Below are 25,177 nucleotides of genomic sequence, written 5' to 3' on the forward strand. Positions count from 1 at the left end.
TACGACTTGCTATAATTAGCCTAATCATATAAAACACGGGGTGAAAAAGCTTGGGTATTAAAATTAATCAAGAAAACAAGGAATTTCATTTATACAACAAAGAGGTCAGCTATATTTTTCGCGTTTTAGAAAAAAGTTATCAACTCGAACAACTGTATTACGGAAAAAGAATAAGGCATAGGGACTCATTTTCACATCTTATCGAGAGGGAGGTTCGTCCTTCATGTAATATGTTTGAATATGATCACACTTCTTCGTTAGAGCATATTAAACAGGAATATCCTAGTTACGGAACAACAGATTATCGCTACCCCGCTCATATGATCACAAATAATATCGGGAGCTCGATCACGAATTTTAAATATGTACGATATGAAATGGAGGAGGGTAAAAAACCTCTAGATGGCTTACCCGCAACATATGTCGAACATCAGGATGAAGCTGATACATTAAGGATCATCTTATTTGATCAAGTTCTTCAGGCAACCTTAATATTGAGCTATACTATTTATAATCATCGCAATGTCATCACTCGCCATGCCAAGTTTGTGAATGAAGGAAATGAAGCCTTTTTCATAAATAATGCAATGAGTGCCAGTGTTGATCTACCAGATGATCAGTATGAAATGGTTCATCTTAATGGCGCCTGGGCACGTGAAGGACATATTGAAGCTCATAAATTAACGAAAGGCATTCAATCCATATACAGTTCTCGCGGTGCGAGTAGTCATGTTCACAACCCATTTTTGGCGTTAAAACGGTTGAGCGCAACAGAAGACCATGGTGAGGTTTATGGCTTTAGCCTTGTTTACAGCGGAAACTTTCTTGCACAAGTTGAAGTAGATCCCTATAGCGTTAGCCGTGTCCTCGTTGGAATCAACCCATTCCAATTTACGTGGCGTCTAAATCCAACTCAATCATTCCAAACTCCTGAATGTGTAATGGTTTATTCTGATCAGGGTTTAAATGGAATGAGCCAAACATACCATCAATTATATCGGGAGAGATTAGTACGCGGCTTTTGGCGAGATCGCACCCGTCCCATCCTGATTAATAACTGGGAAGCGACTTATTTTGATTTTGACGAAGAAAAAGTCTTTGGAATCGCTGAAACAGCTCACCAATTAGGTATTGAGCTATTTGTTCTTGATGATGGTTGGTTCGGAAAGCGGGATGATGATACAAGCTCTTTGGGAGACTGGTTCGAAGATAGAAAGAAGCTCCCTAATGGGATTGAGGGTTTATCAGAAAAAGTTGATCAATTAGGAATGAAATTCGGCCTATGGTTTGAACCAGAGATGATTTGCAAAGATACAACACTTTACGAGCAACATCCTGACTGGCTGATCTCTACACCAAATCGTCGTGAATCACATGGGCGAAACCAGTTTGTTTTAGACTTCTCTAAGAGTGAAGTAGTCGAGCATATTTTTCAGCAGATGGATACCATTCTCGAAAAATCAAAAATCTCCTATATAAAATGGGATATGAACCGTTATATTACCGAGGCTTACTCGACTAGCCTTGATGCTGACCAGCAAGGAGAAATGTTTCACCGTTATATTTTAGGAGTTTACCAACTTTACGAAAAGCTTATCGAAAAATACCCAAACATTCTTTTTGAATCATGTGCAGGTGGTGGCGGGCGCTTTGACCCTGGCATGCTATATTATGCACCACAAACTTGGACAAGCGATGATACGGATGCAGTTGAACGCTTAAAGATTCAATATGGGCATTCCATGGTATATCCATTAAATGCAATTGGCAGTCATGTTTCAACTATTCCAAATCACCAAGTTGGCAGAAGAACTCCTATCGAAACAAGAGCAAATGTCGCCTATTTTGGCACTTTTGGATATGAGCTTGATATTACAAAGCTCACTGAAGAAGACCAGCAAAAAGTAAAGGAGCAAGTTGCTTTTTTCAAAGCAAACCGTCATTTACTCCATACAGGGGACTTCTATCGATTGCTGAATCCTTTTGAAAGTAACGAGACTGCGTGGATGGTTGTATCTCAAGATCAGAAAGAAGCGATTGTTGGCTATTACAAGGTACTCGCTAAACCAAACGAGAAATATAATAGGCTAAAACTAAATGGCTTAGATCCGAATAAACTTTATACTGTCAATGGCCGAAACTCAAGCCATTATGGTGATGAATTAATGAATATCGGCATTCTCTTAAATCAGGATTACACAGACCGCGCCGATGAATATTGGCAGCGCGATCATCCAAAAGATTATGATTCTAATTTATTTATCTTAAAAGAAAAAACTAGATAATTGCCGATCCGATTTTAAAAAAGGAGCCTCGAGAAAGTTATCATTACAACCTTTTGGAGGCTCCCCTATTATGAGCTACTACTCTATTTACTAACAAAAGCTTGCTTTCACAGCCTATTAACCACGAAACTCCCTAACTTAACTTGTCTAAAAACCGATAACTCCCCCAACGAATGCTAGCAGTTCTTCCACGTAGGCATTCTACTCTTCAGTCACGACGACAATTTACTTACCACTTCCCTGAATTTTTCACTCACTTCAATCATTTCTCTAGTACTAATTTACAATTCATTCATATGTTCCGAGCTGTTTACTCCATTACGTTTCATACATCTAGAGATTTTCCCAAGCTAAACAAAAAGACTCTCCTAAATGTGAGGAGAGTTGAAAATGAACAAAAACCGCAAAACCACTGATATTTTGAATGTAGATATCCTTTACAGAATTTTTGAATAATGCGCATGAATCACTTTCTCAGCTGGCTTTCCAAAAACACCATATCCTTTATCATTTACTGCATTGGCTTCAGCATCTAACACGGTATTCCAATCCCAAAGACCGAATCCCTTTACCCAATCTCTTTGTTCTGTTTTCGCAAACATTTTTTCGTAAAAATCTTTTTGTTCTTCCAAACTAATATCTCCAACTAATTCCCAATCATTCGGGATATAGGATGAGCCTAATCTGCTTGGACACCCAGCTTCGGCGAAGAAGAAAGGTTTATTATAAGTTTTGACAACTTTTTCAATACGGTCAAGCTGCCGGTCCCAATCATCAATTGGGTAGTATCCACTTGACGAGATTACATCCACTGCATCCCACCAGCTTACATTTTCCTCTTGATATTTATCCGTATTATACGTAATAGGGCCTGAATAAACTTCTCTTACATCCTTAATTAATGCTCGCCATTCTTCAGAACGTCTTTCCGCTTGCACCATTTCACAGCCCACTATCAACATTTCACATTTCGTTTTCTCCGCTATTTCAGCATAGTGTAATTGATAGGCCGTATAGCTCGCAAACCATTCATGCCATTTCGGTTCACAAGGTATATCATGGTCAAAAAAGTTAATATGCGCGCGCCATGTTCCGATTCGCGTATTGACTGTCGGCTTCAAAATTACTTTTAGACCTAATTCTCGGGCATAACTAATCATAGAGATCAGTTCATCATCCTCAACCATATGAGAGCCCTTATAATCTATTTCAATGGATTGCGCCGTATCTTGCAAAGCAGCTAAAGAAAAAATAACATATTCGCTATTCGTTCGCTCTTTCATCAAACGTAGAGATGTTTTCGCTTCTACTTTGTAAAAATCACCCTTTTTACTGTCCCAACCAAAGGTAAAACCTTTAATAAACTCCATCAAAATACCTACTTCCATTCTATGAATATCATTTCACCAATCATATCGACTACTTAACTGAGCCTGATGTAATTCCGTTATAAATATGCTTTTGCAATGTCACAAAGGCAATCAGCGTTGGAATAATCGCGATCATAACCCCAGCACAAATAACTTCCCATTCCGATCCATAAGGACCCTTAAATTTGAATAAGGCTGTAGAAATAACATGCAAACTTGTCTTAGGCATATACAAAAATGGTGTGTAAAAGTCATTATATACATTAACACCCTTAATGATAATAACTGTCACAATAGCTGGTTTTAATAATGGCAAAATAATTCTCGTATAAATATCCCAATAGGATGCCCCATCAAGCATGGCAGATTCATCCAAGGAATTTGAAATGTTTTGCATAAACTGAACAAAGATATACACAGCTATAATATCTGTACCAAGATATAATAATATCGCGGCCCACCTTGTGTTAAAAACACCAAGAAAGGAAATGATTTGGAATGTCGCCACTTGCGTTGTTACCGCAGGAATTAATGTAGCTAAGAGAAAAGCTCCCATTAATAGCGCGCTTCCCTTAAATTTAAAACGATTCAATACATAAGCAATCATTGATCCTGTTAGAGTAGATCCAATAATTGCTGCCGCTAAAATAATCGCCGTGTTTAAAAAGCCCTTTAACATATTCCCTTCCGTAAAAGCACGCACATAATTATCAAAATTCATCCAATCCTTCGGAGGTGTTAAAGGTCCTGTTGTAGTATACTCTGCTCCTGTTTTAAATGAAGCAAAAAATACAACAATAATCGGTACCACTGCTACGAGTACCCCTAGAACCAAGGATCCATATTTAAATATCACACCAAGTATTCTTTTAAAATTATCCATCTCTAGGCCTCCTCGTTAAAAAACTTTTTCTGAACTATCGTTACTACAATAACAATGAGTAACAACACAACAGCCATCGCAGAACCTAGACCAATTTTCCCGTATTTAAAGGCTGTATCGACTGTTTGGATAACGAAGGTCTTACTTCCATTTGATCCACCAGTCATGATATAAGGAATCTCAAAGGCACTTAATGCACCACTAATGGCAAGGATTAAGTTTAATTGGACAATCATCTTAATACTCGGAAGAATAATATATCTAAATTGATGCCATTTATTGGCCCCATCAATTTGGGCCGCCTCATAAATCTCACTATTAATAGAAGAAATAGCTCCGAGGAAAATAATGAAGTTAAAGCCCATATATCTCCATACTGAAGTACCAGCTAAGGAAATATTAATAATGTCCGGGTTTCCAAGCCATAACTGAATGGAATCACCTAAACCAATAGCATTTAGAATCGTATCGAAAGTTCCATCTGGTCGAAAGAAGAAAAGAAAGATAAAACCAATTGCAACCCCATTCAATAAATAAGGAAAAAACAAAACACCTTTAAAGAAGTTCTCAAATTTCACCTTAAAACTTAAAATGGTAGCAAAATATAAAGCTAACCCCATTTGTAAAAATGTTGCGACGAAATAATAAAGACTGACTTTAAAAACCGAAAAATATTCCGGATCCGTGAAGATCGTTTTATAGTTTTCAAGACCAATAAATTCTTTTGCTCCAAAACCGTCCCATTTTGTAAAACTGTAATAGAACATATTAAATACTGGCAGGTAAGCAAAGGTAATTAATAAAACAATTGGTATAAATGAGAAGGCGATGATAATAAACCTTCTTTGCGCCTTATATGAAAGATTTGAAAACTTAAACAAGTTTTCCCCTCCTACCTCAGGTAAAAATATATCGTCATTTCCCCTTTTTAAAGATTTCTATTTCTCTATTTCTCTATTTTTCTATTCATTTCACAGACTTTCAATTAAATATTAGTACCACTAGCATTTCGATAGAAGGTTGCGATCTGAACCCACTTTTATTAGCCCTCCAAAGTTACAAAACTAATACATCCTTGCGACCACTATTTCTTACCTCGCATACCTTATTGCCTAAGGCTTGAGTTAATAGCCTTCCCGCCTTTATTAGAGGCGGGTACGATGCTTCATCATGTCAAAATGCTAGATTATTCTTCTATAACTTTCTTTGCCGCAGCATCCCAATCTTCATTCCATTGTTCCATAATTTCATCATAGGTCATGTCACGATTACCAATTGCTGCTTCGATAATAACCTTCTTTTTGTCTTCCAACCAAAGTCCAACTTCTGATTCTTTATCAATCTCATCAAGTAACCCTTCCTCCCCTTCTTTAGCAGGAGCTAATAGTTGGAATTCAATTCCCTGTTCCTCATACTCTGCTAATTCACTAGGAAGAGGTACATCATAGGCAGCATTAATTCCCCCCGCTTGTTCAACCGCATAGCCCGAGTCGTTAATAAACCAATCTAACCAGGCTAGAGCCGCATCTTTATGCTCACTATTTTTATTAACTGTAATATTTAAATCAGCACCTAATGGGAAAATAACTTTATCCGCATTGGTCGGGAATGGCATATAGCCGATATCCTCTGCATGCTCACCAGCTTCTTCGATTTGCTCAATCGCCCATGAACCTAAGACCATCGTCGCGATTTCGCCATTATTCATCATCACTTTAGATGCTTCCCAGTCTGTTGTTAAAGGGTCTTTTTCAATAAGGCCTTTTTCCGCAGCATCATACATAACCTTGTACAATTCATAATGCGGTTTACCTGGATCAAATGGGCTCTTTTCTTTAGGCATCACCTGGTTATAATACGCAACATCGCCCGCAACCGTTGTAATAGTACCTTCCCATTGAGTAAGTGGCCAACCGGCCGCATAGTTTGTATACATTGGAATGGCATCCGTATTATCTTTTACTTTTTGTAAAGCAGTAATAAATTCATCAGGAGTTGATGGCAACTCTTCAATCCCCGCTTCAGCAAAAACAGCTTTATTGTAAACAATACCTGTATATGTGACAGCTATCGGAATACCATATACAGTTCCATCTACCGCTCTCTCTTCAACGCCACGGTATTCTTCTTTCATCTCGTCTAATTTTCCAAGAGGTTCAAAATAATCAGGTATATTTTCAATTGGGATTTGCACCGGAATTAACAACACATCCCCATACTCTTTCGTATTCATACGTGGCATAATCTCACCACCATAATCTGTTAACGCTTCAAATTCAACGTTCACATTGGGGTAATTTTTATTAAATTCCTTTGCATAGTCTTGAAATACTGTATCTACAATATCTGTCCTTTGTGTAATAACCGTAATATCACCTTTAATTTCTTCAGGGTCTTTCTCCTTCCAGCTCAAATCCGCCTCTTTATTCCCACTATCTCCTTGATCACTTTCACTATTATTAGAGCAAGCAGTTGTAAAGGTAACCAAAATAGCTAATAGACCTAACACCAATAACCTTCTTAACTTCATAAGCCTATTCCTCCTCATGTCTATTATTTAAGTTAACGTTAAGCTTATATCACTATCTTATACTGGAACCGTTTGCCTGTCAATCAATTTTCATTAAGGAGATTACAGCAGACTTACTAATTACTTATATTCTGTTTTACTTACTGAACCCTCACTTTTCTACTGCAATTCAAATAAACTATTACCAATAACTTATTTCATAAAGCTATTTTAAGTAAAAAAAGAGATATCCAAGTTTATACTTAACCATTGGATATCTCTTATATTAATTTCTAATTGATTTTAAACAATTATTATGTTGCAAACGAATGTTTTCCATATAAATTATTTGCTAAGCGCCAATCAATGAGAATGAGAATGAGATTGACACTTAAAACAAATCCTGTCTGCAAATGGAGGAAGACTTCATTTAATGATGTATTTTCTCTCAACCCTCTATCCTTTCTGCATTTTATAATTTTAAATCAGAAATAAAAGCAGCCTGCTTACTTCCCCGTTATTTTAGGTAATTATTTAATTTGTTTTTTCTGTTTCCAATAACTTCCTAGTAATAGTAAGGTCATAGCGCCGTAGTATAGGATAGGTCCTTCTCGGGTAAGCCCTTCTCATGAGTACATAGCAAAAAAAGAGCGAAATAATGATGATTTCACTCTGAGCTTAAGATATTCCACTCTCTTCTATAAGTTTGTGCATAACAATATTCACGGCCATTCCGTATAGAAATGGCGCAGTAATCAAGAAAAACAAAAAGTTTATATAGGCCGCTACTAATAATATTAAAATTACAATTAACACATAGATTGATGTCATGAAATGTTTGACCATCGAAATAAATGCTAGAATAACAACTTCTTTACTACTCCAATTTCTGTAGCCCAAATAAAATATTGTATACGTAAAAATAACCATATTAAAGCTATTAAGTAAATAAACAGGATTGTTAAAATTAATGCAAGATTATTTTCCATCTTATTTAATAAAACTAATGATGAATAGGAAACAATCATAATAATCGCAAAGAGAAACGAAAGAAGTCTTTTTGATTTATAATTTCTAAAATGCCGAGAAAATACTTGGCCCACGTTTTCCTTTTCTTCATTATTCTTTTGGCGTAGTTCCTCCATCGTTCGCAATAAAGCTGTACATGCCGGGACCAAACTATAAATCACAAATCCTTTCAAGATAAACACCCAAAAATAAAAACTAACTTGAAAATATTGATATAGTTTTTGAAAGACCCCTAATGCCCTTTTTTCCAAAATTTCACCCTCAATTTAAAGGTTTAGGATTCTCCTAAAAGGTAAATTTAGTTTTTCAAAGTAAACAGAGTATTAGCTCAGAAAAACGTTTGGAAGTGTAAAAACATATATAGGAATTAATGATTAGTCACTTTCTTAATCAAGACAAAAAACAAGGGTATTACCTTGCTTTTTGTTCCATGACCGAATCCCGATAAATAATGTTACCTTTTACAGAAACACGCCCATTATTTTCGTCATTTCCCTTTATTTTTTCAATGATAAAGCGCACGGCTGTTTTTGCCATTTCCTCCACATTCACTTCAACAGTTGTTAACCCCGGTTCCGTAATCGTCGCATATATATCATTATCAAAACTAACAATTGAGCAATCCTCAGGAATTTTATATCCCGCTTTCTTTAAAGTTGAGATGAAATTGAAAGCCACTTGATCACAATTACAGACAAATGCAGTCGGGAGATTCTTAGGAACCTCAATGTCAATATAAGTTCCCTTCTCATCTCGGTCATTAAGGATATATTCCGGATTCATCACTAAATGATGTTCCAATAGTGATTTATAATAACCAAGAAACCGATCCTGTATACTACTTGTGGAATATAAATTACCTACAAATCCAATTTCTTGATGACCCTTACGAATTAAATAATTAGTTAATTCATATGCCCCAAAGAAATTATCTGTTATGACAGAATCAACATCGTCATACTCATCATAAAAATCCAATAATACAATTGGTATATCCATCCCTTTAATCTCTTTTAAATACTCTTTGTCCATTTGTCCAAGTACGATAAAACCGTCTACCTTTTTCTCATAGTATAAATGAGGTAATCGTTTATTTCTTTCATCTTCATCTGTTAACAGATGCATTATTCCTGAATAGTTATATCCTTCAAGGACTTTGGAAATATGTTGGTACATTTGTAAATAAAAAGATTGATTGGCTCCCGCGAATCTTTCCGGAATAATTACACCAATATTATAGGAGTACCCGTCACGCATTGATTTTGCAGCAGCATTAATTCGGTACCCCATTGTTTCGGCCACAGTTTTTATTTTTTCTCGCAAATCATCACTTACACCATCTTTATCGTTAAGAGCTTTCGAGACAGTAACACTACTCACATTCATTTTCTCTGCTATGTCTCTCATTGTCACATTTTTCTTCATTGGCCATCCTCCCGTACACCAAGTCATTACTTAAATATTACTAGAACTTAAGTATATTCACAATTTAATTTGTAAGATAGGTGAACGGTATGCTCCATTCTCACCCTCATTTTAAAAGTGATCGATTGCTCTCAATTAGATTTTTCCTTTGCTTAGCGCAATCCAGAGAACGAAGTGGATCCCTTGGTGTATGAAATGTATAATCTACCAATCGCTCTATCGTTGTTTTGGCAACATGGATGCGCGTATCACTAGATGCATAATAAATAAATACTTCACCTTGATCATTTGTAATAACACCGTTACAGAAGACAACATTTGATACGTCACCTACACGCTCATCATCAAATGGGGCAATAAAATACCCCCCTGGTTTAGCGATAACCTTGTTCGGTTCATCTAAACTTGTCGCCAAAACATATAATACATATCTGAGCCCAGCAGCTGTATTCCGCACACCATGGGCAATGTGGATCCAACCTTTATCGGTTTTGATCGGGGCTGGTCCTTGCCCATTCTTTTCTTCTGTTATCGTATGATAACGTCTCTCATCCATTACAATTTCCTGATCAATCACTGGATCCAAAATATCTTTACACAGACCAAAAGCAATACCTCCACCACTACCTGTTGCAATAAAACCATCCTGTGGGCGTGTATAAAAGGCATATTGACCATCGACAAATTCAGGATGTAGCACAACATTTCGTTGTTGCGGAGATGGAGTTTGTATGTTTGGTAGTCTGTCCCACCTTTTCAAATCCTTTGTGCGAACAAGAGCCGCTTGAGCAACTGCACTGGAAGTATCATGCTCAGGAGCAGAAGGGTCTTTACTTTCCGAACAGTAAATCCCATAGATCCATCCATCTTCATGCTGAACAAGCCGCATATCATATATATTTGTTTCACTTTCGTCAATATCATCCCATACTAAAGGTGTATCGATAAATCTAAAATTATCAACACCATTATCACTTTCCGCTAGGGCAAAAATTGATTTACGATCTACCCCTTCAAGACGGACAACGAGATAATACTTCCCTTCAAAATAAATGGCCCCCGGATTAAATGTAGCATTCACACCTAATCTTTCTAAAAATAGAGGGTTTGTCTCTTTACTTAAATCAAATCGCCAATGAATCGGCACATGATGGCGTGTCAGCACAGGGTTTTCAAAGCGATCATAGATACCATTATAGAAAGTTCTATCCAAATGATTTTCCTTCGAAAGTAATTTTTCCTGTTCTGCAACTAATTCGTAATATTTTTCATGGATCAATCTACTATCATCCTTTCCATTATTTCTAAACAAAATCTTCCGTTATGATAAGAGGCCTTCCATGGATCACAAATATTTCTTTCTGTTGGATTCCCCTTAACATCCACAGACCAATACCATTCGCCACCTTCACGCTTATCGATAATATTTTCTTTCGTATAGTCCCAAAGTGAATGAACGAGTTTCAAAAAACTTTCGTCCTTCGTCCGCTCATAAGCATTATAAAAACCCACTATTGCTTCAGCCTGAACCCACCATATTTTCGTACGGTCGATTTCTCCATCGACTTCCTCATTCATAAGTGAACCATTATCCTCTATGGCATAATCGGCAATATTATAAGCAATATCTACCACCATATTAATATATTCTTCCTTCTCTAAGTTAAGTGTTTTAATCGCTTCATCTATTAGCCAGCTTGCTTCAATATCATGTCCAAATGATTGAACATCGGCGATACTTTCCCAGTTTTCATTAAAAAACACACCTAAAAATTTAGACTTCTGATCGTAAATTCTTTTGTAATGGATTTCTAGCAGATGATGTAATCTTTCTTTTAATTCGCCGTTCGGCCATACTTTATATAGATTCGTATACGCTTCTAATATGTGAATATGGGTGTTCATTGTAATTTCAGCTAACACCCCATTTTCACTTAACTTTTCATTGGAAACAGCGTTCCACTGGCGATCGAATTCTTCCCTATACGCATTTCTCTTTTTAGAAAAGCCTTTCTCTTCTATTACTTTGAATAACTCAATGGCAAGCTTTAGCGCATTCTCATTTTTAGATGCGCGATAATATTCACTTAAAGCATATACACCAAAGGCTTGCGCATAAATATGTTTACTCGTATCCTTTGGGTCCCCTTTGTAATCAAGCAACCAAAACAACCCTAAATCCTCATGGTCATACACTTTCTCAACAAGGAAGTGATAAAGATGATCAGCATAAGTTAAATAGGTCGCTTCTCCCGTCACACGATATGCCGCAGAAAATGTCCATAGAAAGCGCGCTGTGACAATTCCACCTTTATCTGCCTTTTCATCCTTCTGTAAATGAAAATCAACTTCCCCAACCATTCCGCCATTTTCATCATCCTTCAGCTTCATCCAAAAGGGTAAAATATGCTCTGTAAGTTCTCTTTTTACCTCTTGATAAAGTTTATTCATTCTATATCCCCCTTTTGGTTCAACGTTAACTTTACATACAAATATACTTTTACAGTTTTTATTTGTCAATATTACTTTCTCCTCGAGAAGATTAACAGATGAGGATAAACCTTATACCAATCCATGTAAATGGAAATATATAATCTTTATCTAATTCATTTCTCTATACTCTTCATATAAATTACCTACCATTACTTACAATTACAAAAATAGAAATAATGCAAACTTCCTAGTCAATCCAATTGTTATAAGTCTAATTTATTATTTTTTCAAAAATTCCCATAATTAGGTTTCCATCTCCTCTCAACATGTTAGAATAGATTCAATTAGTTAGGTTATCGTTTAATTAACTTTCATTTCTGCTAAAAGCCATTTGTTTTTACCTCTTTCCTTATCAAAAGAAAGGAGTGAATTAATTCGAGTAAGAGTGAGAGTGAGAGTAAGAGAAAGAGATAAATAAAATTTATTTATGAGGTGATTATGTTGGCATGTAAAAGGAAAACTTTAGTTTCAATTCTATGTCTTTTCATGTTATTCTCTACTTCACTGTTTACTTCTACTTCAAAAGCGAATGCAGCAAACGGGTTTTATGTAAACGGAAACACACTCTATGACGCAACAGGTACCCCTTTTGTGATAAGAGGAATCAATCATGCTCACTCTTGGTTTAAAGACGACACAGCAACCGCAATACCTGCCATTGCAGCAACTGGGGCGAATACTATTAGAATCGTATTATCGGATGGCAGCCAATATAGTCGGGATGATATTGATGGCGTGAGGAATCTAATATCATTGGCTGAGGAAAATAATCTAATTGCTATGTTAGAGGTCCACGATGCTACTGGAAAAGATGATATCAGCTCATTAGATAGTGCGGCAGATTATTGGATTAGTATAAAAGAAGCACTTATCGGCAAGGAAGACAAAGTCCTAATAAACATCGCAAATGAATGGTACGGTACTTGGGATGGGGCTAGTTGGGCGGATGGCTACAAACAAGTGATTCCCAAATTAAGAAATGCAGGACTTAACCACACACTAATAGTAGACTCTGCTGGCTGGGGGCAATTTCCGGAGTCCATTCACAATTACGGAAAAGAAGTATTCAATGCTGACCCCCTACAAAATACAATGTTCTCTATTCATATGTATGAATATGCTGGTGGGGACGCTTCTACTGTCAAAGCAAATATTGACGGTGTATTAAATCAAGGTCTAGCCGTAATCATTGGAGAATTTGGACATAGGCATACAGACGGAGATGTAGATGAAGCAACAATTATGAATTATTCCCAAGAGAAAAATGTTGGCTGGCTCGCATGGTCGTGGAAAGGTAATGGCATGGAATGGGATTATTTAGACTTATCCTATGATTGGGCCGGAAATAACCTAACCGACTGGGGAAATACCATTGTAAATAGTACAAACGGCTTAAAAGCTACATCTGAAATAAGTCCAGTATTTGGAGATGGAGATGACGGTGTAGGCGACGGTGGTCCTGGGGATTCTAACGGAACTGAAACTACGCTTTATAACTTCGAAACCGGGACAGAAGGATGGAGCGGCGAAAATATAGAAACTGGACCTTGGTCAGTGAATGAGTGGGCAGCAAAAGGTAACCACTCTTTAAAAGCTGATGTTAATTTGGGTGATAACTCTGAACATTATCTATACCTAACTCAAAACCTAAATTTTAGCGGAAAGTCACAACTCACAGCGACTGTAAAGCATGCTGATTGGGGAAACTTCGGGGATGAAATAAATGCAAAGTTATATGTAAAAACAGGATCAGATTGGCAATGGTTTGATGGAGGAATTGAAAAGATCAATTCTTCAATTGGAACTATTATAACCTTAGATTTATCATCGCTCTCAAACCCAAGTGATATTAAAGAAGTTGGTGTTCAGTTTACGGGTTCTTCAAATAGTAATGGCCTAACAGCTTTATATGTTGATAACGTTACCATTAAATAATGAATGCGATGAATAAATTAATTGAAAGCAGAAAGGATTCCTTAATAGAATAAGATATTCACAGCTCAAGTTGACTTTAATCTCCACCGCATCGGCATGATCATTCATGTTGATGCGGTATATACAAACAGATCCTCATCTCCCCCCCTCTTGACTCCTCCAAATAAAATGGACTTTCTGGATTTTGATCAGTAAGTAACCAGCATAAATAAAAGCTACTAGCTATGCAATTTACTCCCTCCCTGATAAATCTGATATTCTTCATATTAGGAGGATTCCCCATATCTTAAAGAGAATTATCTTTAAGATAGCATTATTATAGGAGGAGTGAAGACTTTGAAACATTTACAAACAAAACTACAATTTCTTTTACAAAGCTTTGTTGAAAAGGGACCTGCTGGTTGCGCTTTAGCTGTTCACCGAGAAGGTGAAACGATTTTTGAAGACTTTGTCGGGGTTGCTGATCTTGAGACTGGTAAACCCATCACAGCGGATACTATTTATCGTATTTATTCCATGACAAAAGTTGTCACCTGTACGGCAGCACTTCTGTTATATGAAAGAGGCGATTTTTTACTAAATGATCCATTAGAGGAATACCTACCAGAATTCAAGAACCCACTCGTTTACCGAAAGAGTGATACAGGAGAAATATACAGCTCAGCCGCTTCAAGGTCGATTACCGTAAAGGATCTGTTCACGATGACATCAGGATTGACTTATCCTGGAGAAGGCAATGAAACAGAACGCCAAGTAGCAAAAACGATGCATTTACTTGAGCAACAAAACCAAAAAATGACGACACGTCAAGTTTCCCAAGCTTTAGCCGCAATCCCACTTGCTTTTGATCCTGGAACGAGATGGCATTATGGACTAAGTCATGATGTACTCGGCGCCTTGATTGAGGTTATATCAGGGAAGAGTTTCGGGCAGTTTTTACAAGAGGAAATTTTTGATCCTTTGAAAATGGAGGATACATTCTTCCGTATTCCAAATGCAAAAAAAGAACGACTTTGTTCGAATTACAAATTGGACGAACAAGGAAATTTAATTAAAAATACACAGATGGATGCGAATATTCAAACCGCTGCTCAGTTTGAAAGCGGAGGTGGAGGATTACTGTCCACATTACATGATTATAGTCGTTTTGCCCAAATGCTGGCCAATGGTGGAACATTGGATGGAGAGCGAATCATTGGTCGGAAGACGATCGAGCTAATGGCGACTAATCAGCTTCGTCCAGAAAATCGGAAGGATTATAATTGGAATTATCTTTCAGGTTACGGGTATGGTCTAGGTGTTAGAGTTATGATCGATCCTGCTTTAGGTGGGGCCAATAGCTCGCTTGGAGAGTTCGGTTGGTCCGGCTTACTGGGAACTTGGGTAACCATTGATCCTAAGGAAAAAGTCTCCGCAGTCTATATGCAACAAATGCTACCGAACTTCGAAGGCTATCATCAACCAAGACTTCGCTCTGTCATTTATGGAGCACTTTGACTGATCCCTTTGGGACATCAGCCAGCTTCCAGATGTTTATCCAGATTGGAAGCTGGCTGAAAGTTGTTCTAATGCTCTAGTGAAAAAGGTGAAGGAATTTCCTTAACTAAACGATGAAGTGCCTGAATCATTCATTTGGTCCTAAAACTCTTTTTCGAATATCTTTAACTTGCCTTTTATCTACCCGATCCGCTAAAGTTTTCCTCCAATTCGTAGCAAGTAATTCAATGTTCGCTAATTCCTGAGCGAGCTCCATATTTTGTTTATCAACATGCATTACATAATTGCATTGGGCAATCGTCCATTCTGGATGAGGACGTTCTAAGAGAATTAATTTATCGCCTTCTTGCACAGTACCTTCTTGCAATACACGGAAATACCAGCCTGTTTTTCCAGTGTTTTGAATAAGCAGCGCCAATTCTTTTCTTTTAAATCGACGAGCAGGCTTCCAACATGGTTGTCTCGGTTGTGAAACTTGTATCATTACTTCTCCAACTTGAAAAGTATCCCCGATGGAGATCTGTTCTTCTTTCACATACTCCAATGAGAAATTTTCTCCCATTCCACCCGGCCTGATATCAGCCGTTTTCAATTCTTCCTGCCAATACAAATAATGTGAGGATGGATAAGCAAAAATAGCTTTTTCTGGTCCACCATGATTTTTTAAATCCGCTTGTCCATCTCCAGATACATTTGTTTTTCCAACCCAAATTGGGCCATGAACAGGTTCTTTAAAAATCCCACTTGTCCATTCGCGTTCCATCGGTTCTATTGCTTCCTTTTGTCCTACTGTTTTTGGTTTGCCTATGAAAATCTCCTTTAATAAAATATCCAAAACTAGCCCCCTCCCTCTCTATTTCCGTCAATCACCTTACAATATGGTTGAAATCCAATTCCTTATATATATGATCACAAGTCCACTCTAACATTACTTTTGGAAAGAATGAGAGAACTTAAAATATTTATAGCGAAAATCCCGTTTTTAAAAAAACAGGAAAATCAACTCATATGAACACGAAAGCTTCCTTTTCCTTCCTTCCCCCAGTACAATTCGTACTTTTCACCATTGGAAATAGGGCCAACCCCTTCGGGAGTTCCCGTAAATATAATATCTCCTTTTCTTAAGCCAAAATTTGCTTGAATATACGCTAATATAGTTTGAAAAGAGAAGATCATGGACGTTATATTTCCGTCTTGAACAGTTTGTCCATCACGTAATAAGGAAAAGTTCTCTTTCTTGCAAGCAGCTTCCCCAGGAAAATCCCAAAAATCTGTTACAATAGCTGCATTCTTAAAGCCTTTCGCTAAAAGCCATGGATGTCCTTTCTTTTTTAATTCGGATTGCACATCTCTTAATGTCAAATCAATTCCAAGCGCCATTTTCGTTACTACTTTATCGACCTGAATATCGTCATCTGGCAAATCTTCTCCTATGTATAAAACAATCTCAAGTTCATGATGAATAGCCCCTTTATTTCCCGGATAATGGATCGCTTCACCATTCGCAAGCACTAAAGAATGTAATGGCTTAGAAAAAATTAATGGTTTGTCTGGCACAGCATTTCCCAATTCCAACGCATGATCAGCATAATTACGACCAACACAAAATATATTACGGAATTCCATTTTCAACACCTTCTTTATGGTATTTAGCAACTTGAAAGTTATTTCCTATAAAAACTAAGGTAGATGCTATTTCAAATATAACAGGAAAATACTTGTTACAGTTGTGAAACTTGCATGATTTCCTTTCTATTTAAAGTATAGTGCAAATGATCATAATTTTTAAAGCATATTCTCGCTCCATCCAAATCTTAGTTAGACATTCGCATCTCTTTTTTCTCCAACATTTCACTTTTCCACCGTATATAATTCTTTCCTTCTAAATCTCCAATCTATTCCTTCCTTTGTTTCATGCTCTTTCCACCTCTTTCTTTAATGCCTTACCACAGTGGGGGACAGTCCCCATTTTGGAAAAAAGAGGGAATATATAAATTATGTCCAAATTTGTCAATTTCTGTCGATAAATATTTAAGGGATTGATTTTTCCCAAAAATGTAAAAAGGAAGGAAACATATATATGAACAAGTTATTTACATTCAAGAGTATCAAGACGAAGATGATTGCGGGGTTTTCCATCGTTCTTTTACTCGTGATTTTATTGGCCATTTATAATACCCGGATCACAATGAACAATAATAAAGCTGCCAAAAATGTTAGTGAACAAGAGCTTCCATTATTAATGGCGAATAAGGGATTGGTTACATCTTTATCCAATCGGGTAGCTGTTGCTCGTGGATATATCCTATTTGGTGGAGATTATAAGGACCAATTCAATGCCTATACAGAAGAAGGAAAGAATTACGAAAAAATCATCCGCGAAACAGATGATTCAGAGAAGTTTAATGAACTGATTAACCAAACAGTAGAATGGCGTAATTTTATCCAAACAGATGTATTTGATGAATATGACAATGGGAATAAGGACTTAGCTAGAGAAAATTTACAAAAGAGTAATGTCTTTATCAATGAATTAATGATTGAATATGAAAAGTTAGCTGAAGAGAGTGAAAGTTCCATTTATCAAACAGAAAAAAGTCTCATTGCCAGTGGGGAAACAACTGTATGGCTTCAATTAGGTATAAGCATTTTAGTCATTATTATCAGTTTGGTGATCGCCCTTATTACAGCGAATGGGATTTCAACTCCTATTAGAAAAGTAATGGACAGAATGAAACAAATAGCTGAAGGCGATCTAAGCCAGCCGCCATTACAAATTCAAACGAAAGATGAAGTGGGACAATTGACTATTGCGACTAATGAAATGATGCAGAGTACTCGCGAATTGGTTAATAAAATGAATGAAGTCTCAGACTCTGTGACAAGTCAAAGTCAGGAACTAAAGCAAGGGGCAAACGAGGTAAAGATGGCTTCCCAACAAGTAGCTTCTACAATGCAAGAATTAGCCTCTGGTTCTGAAGAACAAGCAAATAGTGCAAGTGATATGTCTTCCATTATGAGTTCTTTCACCATGAAAGTGGAAGATGCCAATGAAAAAGGAGCACAGATTCAAAGCTCTTCCAATCAAGTGCTTAATATGACTGCAGATGGTCGACAACTTATGGAAAGCTCTTATGAGCAAATGACTAAGATCGACCATATTGTGCAAACTGCTGTACAAAAGGTTAAAGGATTGGATGAACAATCCCAGGAAATATCACAGCTTGTTTCCGTTATCCAAGATATTGCGGATCAAACAAACTTATTAGCACTCAATGCCGCGATTGAAGCAGCAAGAGCCGGGGAGCACGGAAAAGGTTTTGCAGTTGTTGCCTCAGAAGTTAAAAAACTAGCAGAACAAGTTTCCGTTTCGATCATCGATATTACAGAAATCGTGGATCGTATCCAAAAAGAATCGAACGGTGTTGCTACATCATTATTAACAGGCTACGCCGAAGTAGAAAAAGGAACAGCGCAAATCAAAACAACAAGTACAACCTTTACAGAAATAAACCAATCCGTTATAAGCATGGTTAACGATCTAAAAGTGATCACAGACAACATGGCTACCATCGCAGGACAAAGTCAAGAATTAAATAGTACGATTGAAGAAGTCGCCGCCATATCCGAAGAGTCTGCGGCTGGCATCGAACAAACCTCCGCCTCCACTGAACAAACAAGCAGTGCCATGGAAGTAATAGCTGGAAACACCCAACAACTGAACCAATCAGCGGAAGAACTTAACCAATTAGTACGCCAATTTAAACTTTAAAAAGCGGGGACTGTCCCCCGCCGCATTAACGTATTAACTGACTGGGGGACTGTCCCCAGTTTATGGTTAGTACTCTTTTATACATCCGCTTTCTCTTCTATGATATGCTTGGTTCGTCTTGGTTAGTCCTCAATAACGCTTGTTTGGACTGAACGATCATAATTTGTGGAGGTTGGTTGAATGAAGAATGTTTCAATTCTTTCACTAAAAGAAGGGTACAAAAAGAAGGAGTTTTCTCCCGTAGACATTACCAAAATGTATTTAGATCGCATACATCAATCCCAAGATTTGAATGCTTATATTACGGTTACAGATGATATTGCCCTAAAACAGGCGGAAATTGCCGAGAAGAAATATATTGCCAATGAAGCTACTGGCATTTTAGAAGGCATTCCTCTTTCCTATAAAGATAATCTTAATACAAAGGGAATCCGCACAACAAGTGGATCTAAAATTGATGAGGATTTTATTCCAGATGACGATGCCGATATTGTTCATACTCTGCAAAGAGAAGGAGCAATCCAACTTGGCAAAGTAAATATGCATGAATTCGCTTTTGGAATTACTTCTAATAATCCTTTTTACGGTTCCGTTAAAAATCCTTGGAATAAAGAATATGCACCAGGCGGATCGAGTGGAGGGTCTGGAGCTGCTGTTGCTGCCAAATTAGGTCTCGCATCGATTGGAACTGATACAGCCGGATCTATCCGCATTCCTGCCGCTTCTTGCGGAGTAATTGGGTTAAAACCAACACATGGTCTTATAAAGGCTGGAGGAGTCAAACATATTTCTTGGACCCTTGATCATATTGGGCCACTTACACAAACAATGGATGATCTAGCTATAATCTTGGAAGCTATGACAGGAGGACAATATACTTCAAGTCTAAAAGAGGATATCCGAGGTATAAGAATCGGTGTACCGAAAAACTATTTTAACGAGGGGATTGAGGAGAACACAGCTAGACTCTATCATAAAGCTTTGCAAGATTTAGAGAGTCTTGGCGCCGTTTTAATAGAGATCGATATTCCGTTTTCTTCCGAAGATCTTGCCCTTTCTTTCGGCATTGGTATCGCGGAAGCAGGATTTGTACATGAAAAATCAATTGTATCAACCTTAGATTCTTTTGGTCTAGATGTGAAGGCTTCTCTAGAGCATAGCCATGCCATTACAGCTCTTGATTATATTAAAGCCTTAAAAAGAAAAGCACAACTGACAGAGCAATTTGAACAGCTTTTTGAACAAGTCGATGTGCTGGCCACACCAACAACCCCGATCACTCCACAAGGCATAGGAGAAGAAATGGTGGAGGTCAATGGAGTAACAGATAGCGTATTTAACACGATGATCCGGATTCCAGCCGTATTCGACTTAACCGGACAACCGGCCATCTCCATCCCATGTGGACTTGCAGATAACGGGCTTCCTGTCGGCTTACAACTAGCTGCAGCCAATCATAACGAAAAAATACTCATCCATGCGGGATACGCATACGAACAAGCCTTTTTAAAAACCTTTTATGATAAGAGAAATAATCTTATATAGTAAGGGGACTGTCCCCCGCCTAGGTAACGCGTTACTAAGGTGGGGGACTGACCCTTATTTTAGTGGCATGTATTTTAGCCATTTTTTCAATTTATAACTGCTAAATATATATCCTATAATGGCAACGACAGATAAGCCAAGCGCTATTTTTATCGTTAGCGGGTTGGATATGGACACGCCAATAATAATACCTATTAATCCTAGTAGGGTTAATTGAAATAGCTGGCTTTTACGATTTTGATAGATTGTAAATTTAAATTGTCTTCTTTGTTCGTACTCTTTTAATCGTTCAAATGTCTGTGGTAATTTTAAAAATTCTGTAACTGAATGAAAGATCCTGAATACTGGTTGTGACTGGATCCATTGCCAAATAAAGGACCATTTATTCCCTGCATTCATGAGCCATTCCATGAAAACAGGTTTACCTAGTTCAAGAACTTCTTCATCTGGCGCTAAATGATGAATAATGCCTTCAATCGTCATAAAAGAACGTCCAAGGAAAACAAAACGAGTAGGTACCTGAATAGGAAGAGCTTGGATCATATCATTAAGCTCCGATTTTAAAGCCAATAGATCCATTTCTGTTAATTGAGTAGGCTGGAGGTTCATCCATTCAGCTAGTACCTTTTCCATAACCCTAGTATCTGCCTCTGGGAGTAAAAATCCTAAACGAGACAGACAATCAACAGCTTTCGTATAATTTTTTGCTAAAAAACTTTCAATCAAACTTTGAAAAGCGAAGGCATCATTGTTGGATATTTCCCCTACCATACCGAAATCTAATAAAATGATCTGCCCTTCTTTTGAGACAAGGACATTTCCTTGATGTGGATCAGCATGGAATTTTCCTGCCTCTAGCCATTGTGGAAGAAATACTTTTATTAGACGCTGAGCTAACTGCTTACGAGTAATTGGTAATTTCTCGATCGCCTCAAAGTCGGTGATTTTTATTCCATCGACCCATTCCATTACCAATACTTTAGATGTACATAATTCTCTATAGACCGTGGGAATCTTAACAATTTCCAGTTCATTAAAACGCTCCCTAAAATAGAGAAGGGTTTCTTTCTCTTTCGAAAAATTTAGCTCCCGTTCAATCACTTGCTTCAACTCAGAAAACAGGATTTTCAGATTAATAAATCCCTTAGGAAGGGGAACAAAATGATTAGCAAACCAAATCACGATACCTAACGTACGGAAGTCCGTTTGAACAATGGAATGGATATGAGGGCGCCGCACTTTAATTGCTACTGTAGATCCATTCTTTAGGACGCCTCTATACACTTCCCCGATGGACGCGGAAGCAATTGCCTTTTTTTCAATCGAAAGTAACTTTTCTTTATAACTACTTCCCCATTCTGCTTCAAGTACCTGTTGAATTTCGCTCCACTCGGAAGGGGGTACGTGATCGGTAAGATCTTCTATTTCCTTAATAAATGCCTCTGGCAATAGATCCGCACGGGTACTAATAATCTGTCCAACTTTAATAAGCAAACCCTCTAATTCAAAAAGTAGTCGTCGAAACCTTCTTCCAATACTTCCCCACAAATCCTCCCAGTCCGCTTCAGACTTCCTACTCAATTTATACCAATAAATTTGAATAATTATAGTCATGAATAAGGATAACACCTTGAACATCCGGGCAAATTTACTTTGATTTTTCATTCTCCGCTCCTTTTCTCTTCATTGGCGACTTTCATATATTTACTTCATACTTCACCAATAGAATACAATTCTCCTTCCCCTTTTAAAAAAATTTAAAAAACGGATCGGGGACAGTCCCCCAATCCGTTAACGCGTTAACAAAACGGGGGTCAGTCCCCGTTATTTAATAAAATATGCAGATTTTTCAAAGAAAAAGGCTAGGTAATCATCGTTGGTATAGTTCCCCATATAAAGGTATTGGTTGTTAGAAGCTTTGGCCATTCTTTCATTTAGCTCAATACCTTCTATTAGTTCACCTGTTTCAGGGTTTAATTTTAGTACTTTTGTTGGTGTAGAGGAATCTTCACCATCAACCTGGGTTAATAGATATAATGTGTCATTGATAAGATGGGCAGCAAATATAAAATGCTGTCCAAAGTCAATAGACCAAGCCTCTTCTCCTGCCTCTATATCCACTGCAATTAAGGTTGTATCCCCATTATCAAAATCAAGATTTTGGTAGATGACTGTTGAGTCTGTGAAGACGGGATAGGGAGCAACAGGTCCGATCATCCTGCCAGGAAATTCAAATTCGTTCAATGGATCTCCTGTTTCCGCATCATATCCATGAAAAACACTATCAGAATCTAGGATATATAGAGCATCACCTGAGAAAAATGGAATTGAGTAACGTAAAGATTCCGGTAAACTCTGTTTCCATATTTCATCTCCAGATTCCTGCTCCGCTGCTATTAATTCTGAGTCATCATTAACATAATAGAAGTAGTCATCTTTAAAAGCTAATTGATAAAGGGGGTCTTTCCCATTCTGTTTTAGATTCCCTATCTCCTTTTCCCAAATAAGCGATCCATCCTGTAAATTATGTTTGTGAATAGTGAATTGATCAGCGAACAGCATATCATCTGGCTCTGAGCGAAGACCTGCAGCAAAATAAATGGCATCATCGATCACATAATATTCACTTAGATTATTATATTTTTTCAAATCAATTTTATAGACGGACTCTCCGGTTTCTTTATCCAATGCCTCGATAAATGCTTCTTCCCCTTCATCCGTTTCATTATTAACTAAAATATAGTCATCTGTCATCACATTCGGCCTTCTAAACGGGAAAGGCACCTCGCTCTTCCATATTTCCTTCATATCCTTCGTATAAGCGATCGTCTCATCGGATTCTGTGTTGATAAAAAATCTATCGCCATCTAAAAAGGCGTGATTTTCTATATTCATCTCTGTTTCAATCTGAATCCAATTTTCCTGATCATATTCATCGATCGATATACTTTCGAAATCTTCAATAGAACCTAATAATGTGTTCGGGGCTTCTTCCTCTTCCTTAGACTCTTCCTCAGCCCCCTCCTCAGTATCATTCTCCTTCTCAACTGTTGTATTTTCGTCCTTTTCATCATCCTTAGTGCTAGTATTACTTCCACAGCCTGCCATGACTAAAAGCAAAACCATACTCAACAATAAAACGAATTTCTTCATAAAAACATCCTTCTAATTTTATGTATTTTAGACTTCTCTGCCAAAAACTATAAGTCCACCGAACTATTTACCCTTTTAATCAGCCTATCAAACATTGAGAGTCTACTTTTCCATAATTATAGTTCTTCTCGGGGGATAGGTATCGCTTTTCTTTAACACATTAACAAGCTGGGGGACAGTCCCCTTTACAGTCCCCTTTACACATAAAAGTCAATAATTCGCTTAAGTTCTTCTAAATACAGCTTAGCCATGCGGCTTAGTTGGGCCTTTTTGTGTACGATCCATCCGACGGAGATGACTTCTCCTTCTTCGAGCGGGACAGATACAATATTTGAGCCATTTAGGTCAGCGCTTAAGATGCCCGTTGAAATCGTATAACCATTTAGCCCAATTAATAAATTGAACAAAGTAGCTCGATCACTTACTTGAATGCTCTTTTTGCTAGGAATTGTGCTAAATATTTCCTCCGAATAATAGAATGAGTTATATTCCCCTTGTTCAAAAGTGAGACGCGGATAGTCTTCTAAATCCTCTAACGTAACAGACTCCCTACTTGCTAGCGGATTTTGAGAGCTCACAAAAATATGTGGTGAGGCTTTAAAGAGCAAATTAAACTCAAGTCCCTCTTCTTTAAGCAATTGCATCATTACTTTTTCATTAAACAAACTAACATATAAAATACCGATTTCACTACGAAGAGTTTTAACATCTTCGATAATTTCATATGTTCTCGTTTCCCGCATTGTAAATTGATATTTATCTGAACCATGTTTTTTAATCATTTCAACTAAAGCATTTACCGCGAAGGCATAATGCTGTGTCGAGACTGAAAAAAGTTGCGGAGAAGGGGCCGTATTAAAATAGCGACGTTCTAACAGTTCTACTTGTTCCACTACTTGTCTAGCATAACCAAGAAACTCTGCCCCATCTGGTGAAAGAGTTATACCTGTTGATGTTCGAGTAAAAATATTTTTTCCTATTTCCTTTTCAAGATTCTTAATTGCCTTTGACAAGCTTGGTTGTGAAATATAGAGCCTACGTGCTGCCTCATTCATCGAACCACTTCTAACAATTTCAATCACATATTTTAATTGTTGTAAATTCATTTTTCGTCCCTCATTGTTCAACACTATGTTTATTTATGCGAAAACCACTATCCACTTATGTTTAAAAGAGAAGAAGAGGGCAATTTAGTTTAGGCTACAGTCAGTTTCTAACAATCATCAATAAACTCATCATAAATGGAAATTTAAGAGAGAGCAAGACTACGATAATAGAAAA

The 25,177-nt window shown here is 37.3% G+C and carries 20 protein-coding genes; 5 read left to right on the forward strand and 15 right to left on the reverse strand.

The window, feature by feature from the left end; all coding sequences use genetic code 11:
• The first annotated feature begins 50 nt into the window (after positions 1-50).
• Positions 51-2,285: an alpha-galactosidase gene (locus tag J2Z23_RS05810; protein WP_057981720.1), complete on the forward strand. Its 2,235-nt coding sequence runs from the start codon at positions 51-53 to the stop codon at positions 2,283-2,285.
• A 437-nt stretch (positions 2,286-2,722) separates the two neighbouring features.
• On the opposite strand, the gene J2Z23_RS05815 is transcribed toward J2Z23_RS05810, so the two are convergent.
• The 10 genes from J2Z23_RS05815 to J2Z23_RS05860 all read right to left on the reverse strand — a co-directional run bounded on the left by J2Z23_RS05815 (position 2,723) and on the right by J2Z23_RS05860 (position 11,952).
• On the reverse strand, positions 2,723-3,673 hold the full coding sequence (locus tag J2Z23_RS05815; protein WP_420798612.1) for a glycoside hydrolase family 113: 951 nt from the start codon (positions 3,671-3,673) through the stop codon (positions 2,723-2,725).
• A gap of 31 nt (positions 3,674-3,704) precedes the next feature.
• On the reverse strand, positions 3,705-4,538 hold the full coding sequence (locus tag J2Z23_RS05820; RefSeq protein WP_057981719.1) for a carbohydrate ABC transporter permease: 834 nt from the start codon (positions 4,536-4,538) through the stop codon (positions 3,705-3,707).
• A gap of 2 nt (positions 4,539-4,540) precedes the next feature.
• A complete protein-coding gene (locus tag J2Z23_RS05825) occupies positions 4,541-5,419 on the reverse strand; it encodes a carbohydrate ABC transporter permease (protein ID WP_057981718.1) in 879 nt (292 codons plus the stop codon).
• 305 nt (positions 5,420-5,724) lie between these two features.
• The gene (locus J2Z23_RS05830) at positions 5,725-7,068 is read right to left on the reverse strand and encodes an ABC transporter substrate-binding protein (RefSeq protein ID WP_209973460.1); all 1,344 of its coding nucleotides are present in this window, start codon (positions 7,066-7,068) and stop codon (positions 5,725-5,727) included.
• Positions 7,069-7,361: 293 nt separating this feature from the next.
• On the reverse strand, positions 7,362-7,499 hold the full coding sequence (locus J2Z23_RS05835; RefSeq protein WP_165589558.1) for a hypothetical protein: 138 nt from the start codon (positions 7,497-7,499) through the stop codon (positions 7,362-7,364).
• 226 nt (positions 7,500-7,725) lie between these two features.
• Positions 7,726-7,893, reverse strand: a complete 168-nt coding sequence (locus tag J2Z23_RS05840) for a hypothetical protein (protein ID WP_209973462.1) — start codon at positions 7,891-7,893, stop codon at positions 7,726-7,728.
• An 11-nt stretch (positions 7,894-7,904) separates the two neighbouring features.
• Positions 7,905-8,327, reverse strand: coding sequence for a DUF624 domain-containing protein (locus tag J2Z23_RS05845; RefSeq protein WP_209973466.1), 423 nt, complete (start codon positions 8,325-8,327; stop codon positions 7,905-7,907).
• Positions 8,328-8,487: 160 nt separating this feature from the next.
• Positions 8,488-9,501 carry a substrate-binding domain-containing protein gene (locus tag J2Z23_RS05850; protein WP_209973468.1) on the reverse strand — a complete coding sequence of 338 codons (1,014 nt, stop codon included), beginning with the start codon at positions 9,499-9,501 and terminating at the stop codon, positions 8,488-8,490.
• Positions 9,502-9,607: 106 nt separating this feature from the next.
• Positions 9,608-10,780 carry a glycoside hydrolase family 130 protein gene (locus J2Z23_RS05855; RefSeq protein WP_209973470.1) on the reverse strand — a complete coding sequence of 391 codons (1,173 nt, stop codon included), beginning with the start codon at positions 10,778-10,780 and terminating at the stop codon, positions 9,608-9,610.
• On the reverse strand, positions 10,777-11,952 hold the full coding sequence (locus J2Z23_RS05860; RefSeq protein ID WP_057981713.1) for an AGE family epimerase/isomerase: 1,176 nt from the start codon (positions 11,950-11,952) through the stop codon (positions 10,777-10,779). Before J2Z23_RS05860 ends, J2Z23_RS05855 begins: the two co-directional genes overlap by 4 nt.
• A gap of 528 nt (positions 11,953-12,480) precedes the next feature.
• On the opposite strand from J2Z23_RS05860, the gene J2Z23_RS05865 reads away from it, so the two are divergent.
• Positions 12,481-13,929 (forward strand): glycoside hydrolase family 5 protein, encoded by a 1,449-nt coding sequence (locus tag J2Z23_RS05865; RefSeq protein ID WP_238482629.1) that lies wholly within the window; start codon positions 12,481-12,483, stop codon positions 13,927-13,929.
• Between the two features lie 336 nt (positions 13,930-14,265).
• On the forward strand, positions 14,266-15,426 hold the full coding sequence (locus J2Z23_RS05870; RefSeq protein ID WP_057981712.1) for a serine hydrolase domain-containing protein: 1,161 nt from the start codon (positions 14,266-14,268) through the stop codon (positions 15,424-15,426).
• A gap of 127 nt (positions 15,427-15,553) precedes the next feature.
• Here the strand turns inward: J2Z23_RS05870 and J2Z23_RS05875 are convergent, their stop codons facing one another.
• Together J2Z23_RS05875 and J2Z23_RS05880 are read right to left on the reverse strand one after the other, a co-directional pair.
• The gene (locus tag J2Z23_RS05875) at positions 15,554-16,261 is read right to left on the reverse strand and encodes an MOSC domain-containing protein (RefSeq protein WP_238482630.1); all 708 of its coding nucleotides are present in this window, start codon (positions 16,259-16,261) and stop codon (positions 15,554-15,556) included.
• A 164-nt stretch (positions 16,262-16,425) separates the two neighbouring features.
• A complete protein-coding gene (locus tag J2Z23_RS05880) occupies positions 16,426-17,052 on the reverse strand; it encodes a fumarylacetoacetate hydrolase family protein (protein ID WP_057981710.1) in 627 nt (208 codons plus the stop codon).
• Between the two features lie 454 nt (positions 17,053-17,506).
• Between J2Z23_RS05880 and J2Z23_RS05885 the strand changes: the two genes are divergently transcribed.
• The gene (locus J2Z23_RS05885; RefSeq protein ID WP_057981709.1) at positions 17,507-19,198 is read left to right on the forward strand and encodes a methyl-accepting chemotaxis protein; all 1,692 of its coding nucleotides are present in this window, start codon (positions 17,507-17,509) and stop codon (positions 19,196-19,198) included.
• 180 nt (positions 19,199-19,378) lie between these two features.
• The gene (locus J2Z23_RS05890; RefSeq protein WP_057981708.1) at positions 19,379-20,743 is read left to right on the forward strand and encodes an Asp-tRNA(Asn)/Glu-tRNA(Gln) amidotransferase GatCAB subunit A; all 1,365 of its coding nucleotides are present in this window, start codon (positions 19,379-19,381) and stop codon (positions 20,741-20,743) included.
• A 54-nt stretch (positions 20,744-20,797) separates the two neighbouring features.
• On the opposite strand, the gene J2Z23_RS05895 is transcribed toward J2Z23_RS05890, so the two are convergent.
• The 3 genes from J2Z23_RS05895 to J2Z23_RS05905 all read right to left on the reverse strand — a co-directional run bounded on the left by J2Z23_RS05895 (position 20,798) and on the right by J2Z23_RS05905 (position 25,002).
• Entirely contained in the window at positions 20,798-22,408 is a 1,611-nt protein-coding gene (locus J2Z23_RS05895) for an ABC1 kinase family protein (RefSeq protein ID WP_057981707.1), read from the reverse strand.
• Positions 22,409-22,567: 159 nt separating this feature from the next.
• The gene (locus tag J2Z23_RS05900) at positions 22,568-23,896 is read right to left on the reverse strand and encodes an outer membrane protein assembly factor BamB family protein (RefSeq protein WP_057981706.1); all 1,329 of its coding nucleotides are present in this window, start codon (positions 23,894-23,896) and stop codon (positions 22,568-22,570) included.
• Positions 23,897-24,093: 197 nt separating this feature from the next.
• Positions 24,094-25,002: a LysR family transcriptional regulator gene (locus tag J2Z23_RS05905; protein WP_057981705.1), complete on the reverse strand. Its 909-nt coding sequence runs from the start codon at positions 25,000-25,002 to the stop codon at positions 24,094-24,096.
• Between the last annotated feature and the right edge of the window lie 175 nt (positions 25,003-25,177).

The organism is Lederbergia galactosidilytica (assembly GCF_017873565.1).
GTDB lineage: Bacteria > Bacillota > Bacilli > Bacillales > Bacillaceae_C > Lederbergia > Lederbergia galactosidilytica.

Bases quoted from the DNA above. Each gene is read 5' to 3' on its own strand.
- J2Z23_RS05905 (WP_057981705.1), bottom strand. From the start codon at position 25,002: ATGAATTTACAACAATTAAAATATGTGATTGAAATTGTTAGAAGTGGT.
- J2Z23_RS05900 (WP_057981706.1), bottom strand. From the start codon at position 23,896: ATGAAGAAATTCGTTTTATTGTTGAGTATGGTTTTGCTTTTAGTCATG.
- J2Z23_RS05840 (WP_209973462.1), bottom strand. From the start codon at position 7,893: ATGGTCAAACATTTCATGACATCAATCTATGTGTTAATTGTAATTTTA.
- J2Z23_RS05815 (WP_420798612.1), bottom strand. From the start codon at position 3,673: ATGGAAGTAGGTATTTTGATGGAGTTTATTAAAGGTTTTACCTTTGGT.
- J2Z23_RS05890 (WP_057981708.1), top strand. From the start codon at position 19,379: ATGAAGAATGTTTCAATTCTTTCACTAAAAGAAGGGTACAAAAAGAAG.
- J2Z23_RS05865 (WP_238482629.1), top strand. From the start codon at position 12,481: ATGTTATTCTCTACTTCACTGTTTACTTCTACTTCAAAAGCGAATGCA.
- J2Z23_RS05830 (WP_209973460.1), bottom strand. From the start codon at position 7,068: ATGAAGTTAAGAAGGTTATTGGTGTTAGGTCTATTAGCTATTTTGGTT.
- J2Z23_RS05880 (WP_057981710.1), bottom strand. From the start codon at position 17,052: ATGGAATTCCGTAATATATTTTGTGTTGGTCGTAATTATGCTGATCAT.
- J2Z23_RS05850 (WP_209973468.1), bottom strand. From the start codon at position 9,501: ATGAAGAAAAATGTGACAATGAGAGACATAGCAGAGAAAATGAATGTG.
- J2Z23_RS05895 (WP_057981707.1), bottom strand. From the start codon at position 22,408: ATGAAAAATCAAAGTAAATTTGCCCGGATGTTCAAGGTGTTATCCTTA.
- J2Z23_RS05820 (WP_057981719.1), bottom strand. From the start codon at position 4,538: ATGGATAATTTTAAAAGAATACTTGGTGTGATATTTAAATATGGATCC.
- J2Z23_RS05860 (WP_057981713.1), bottom strand. From the start codon at position 11,952: ATGAATAAACTTTATCAAGAGGTAAAAAGAGAACTTACAGAGCATATT.
- J2Z23_RS05885 (WP_057981709.1), top strand. From the start codon at position 17,507: ATGAACAAGTTATTTACATTCAAGAGTATCAAGACGAAGATGATTGCG.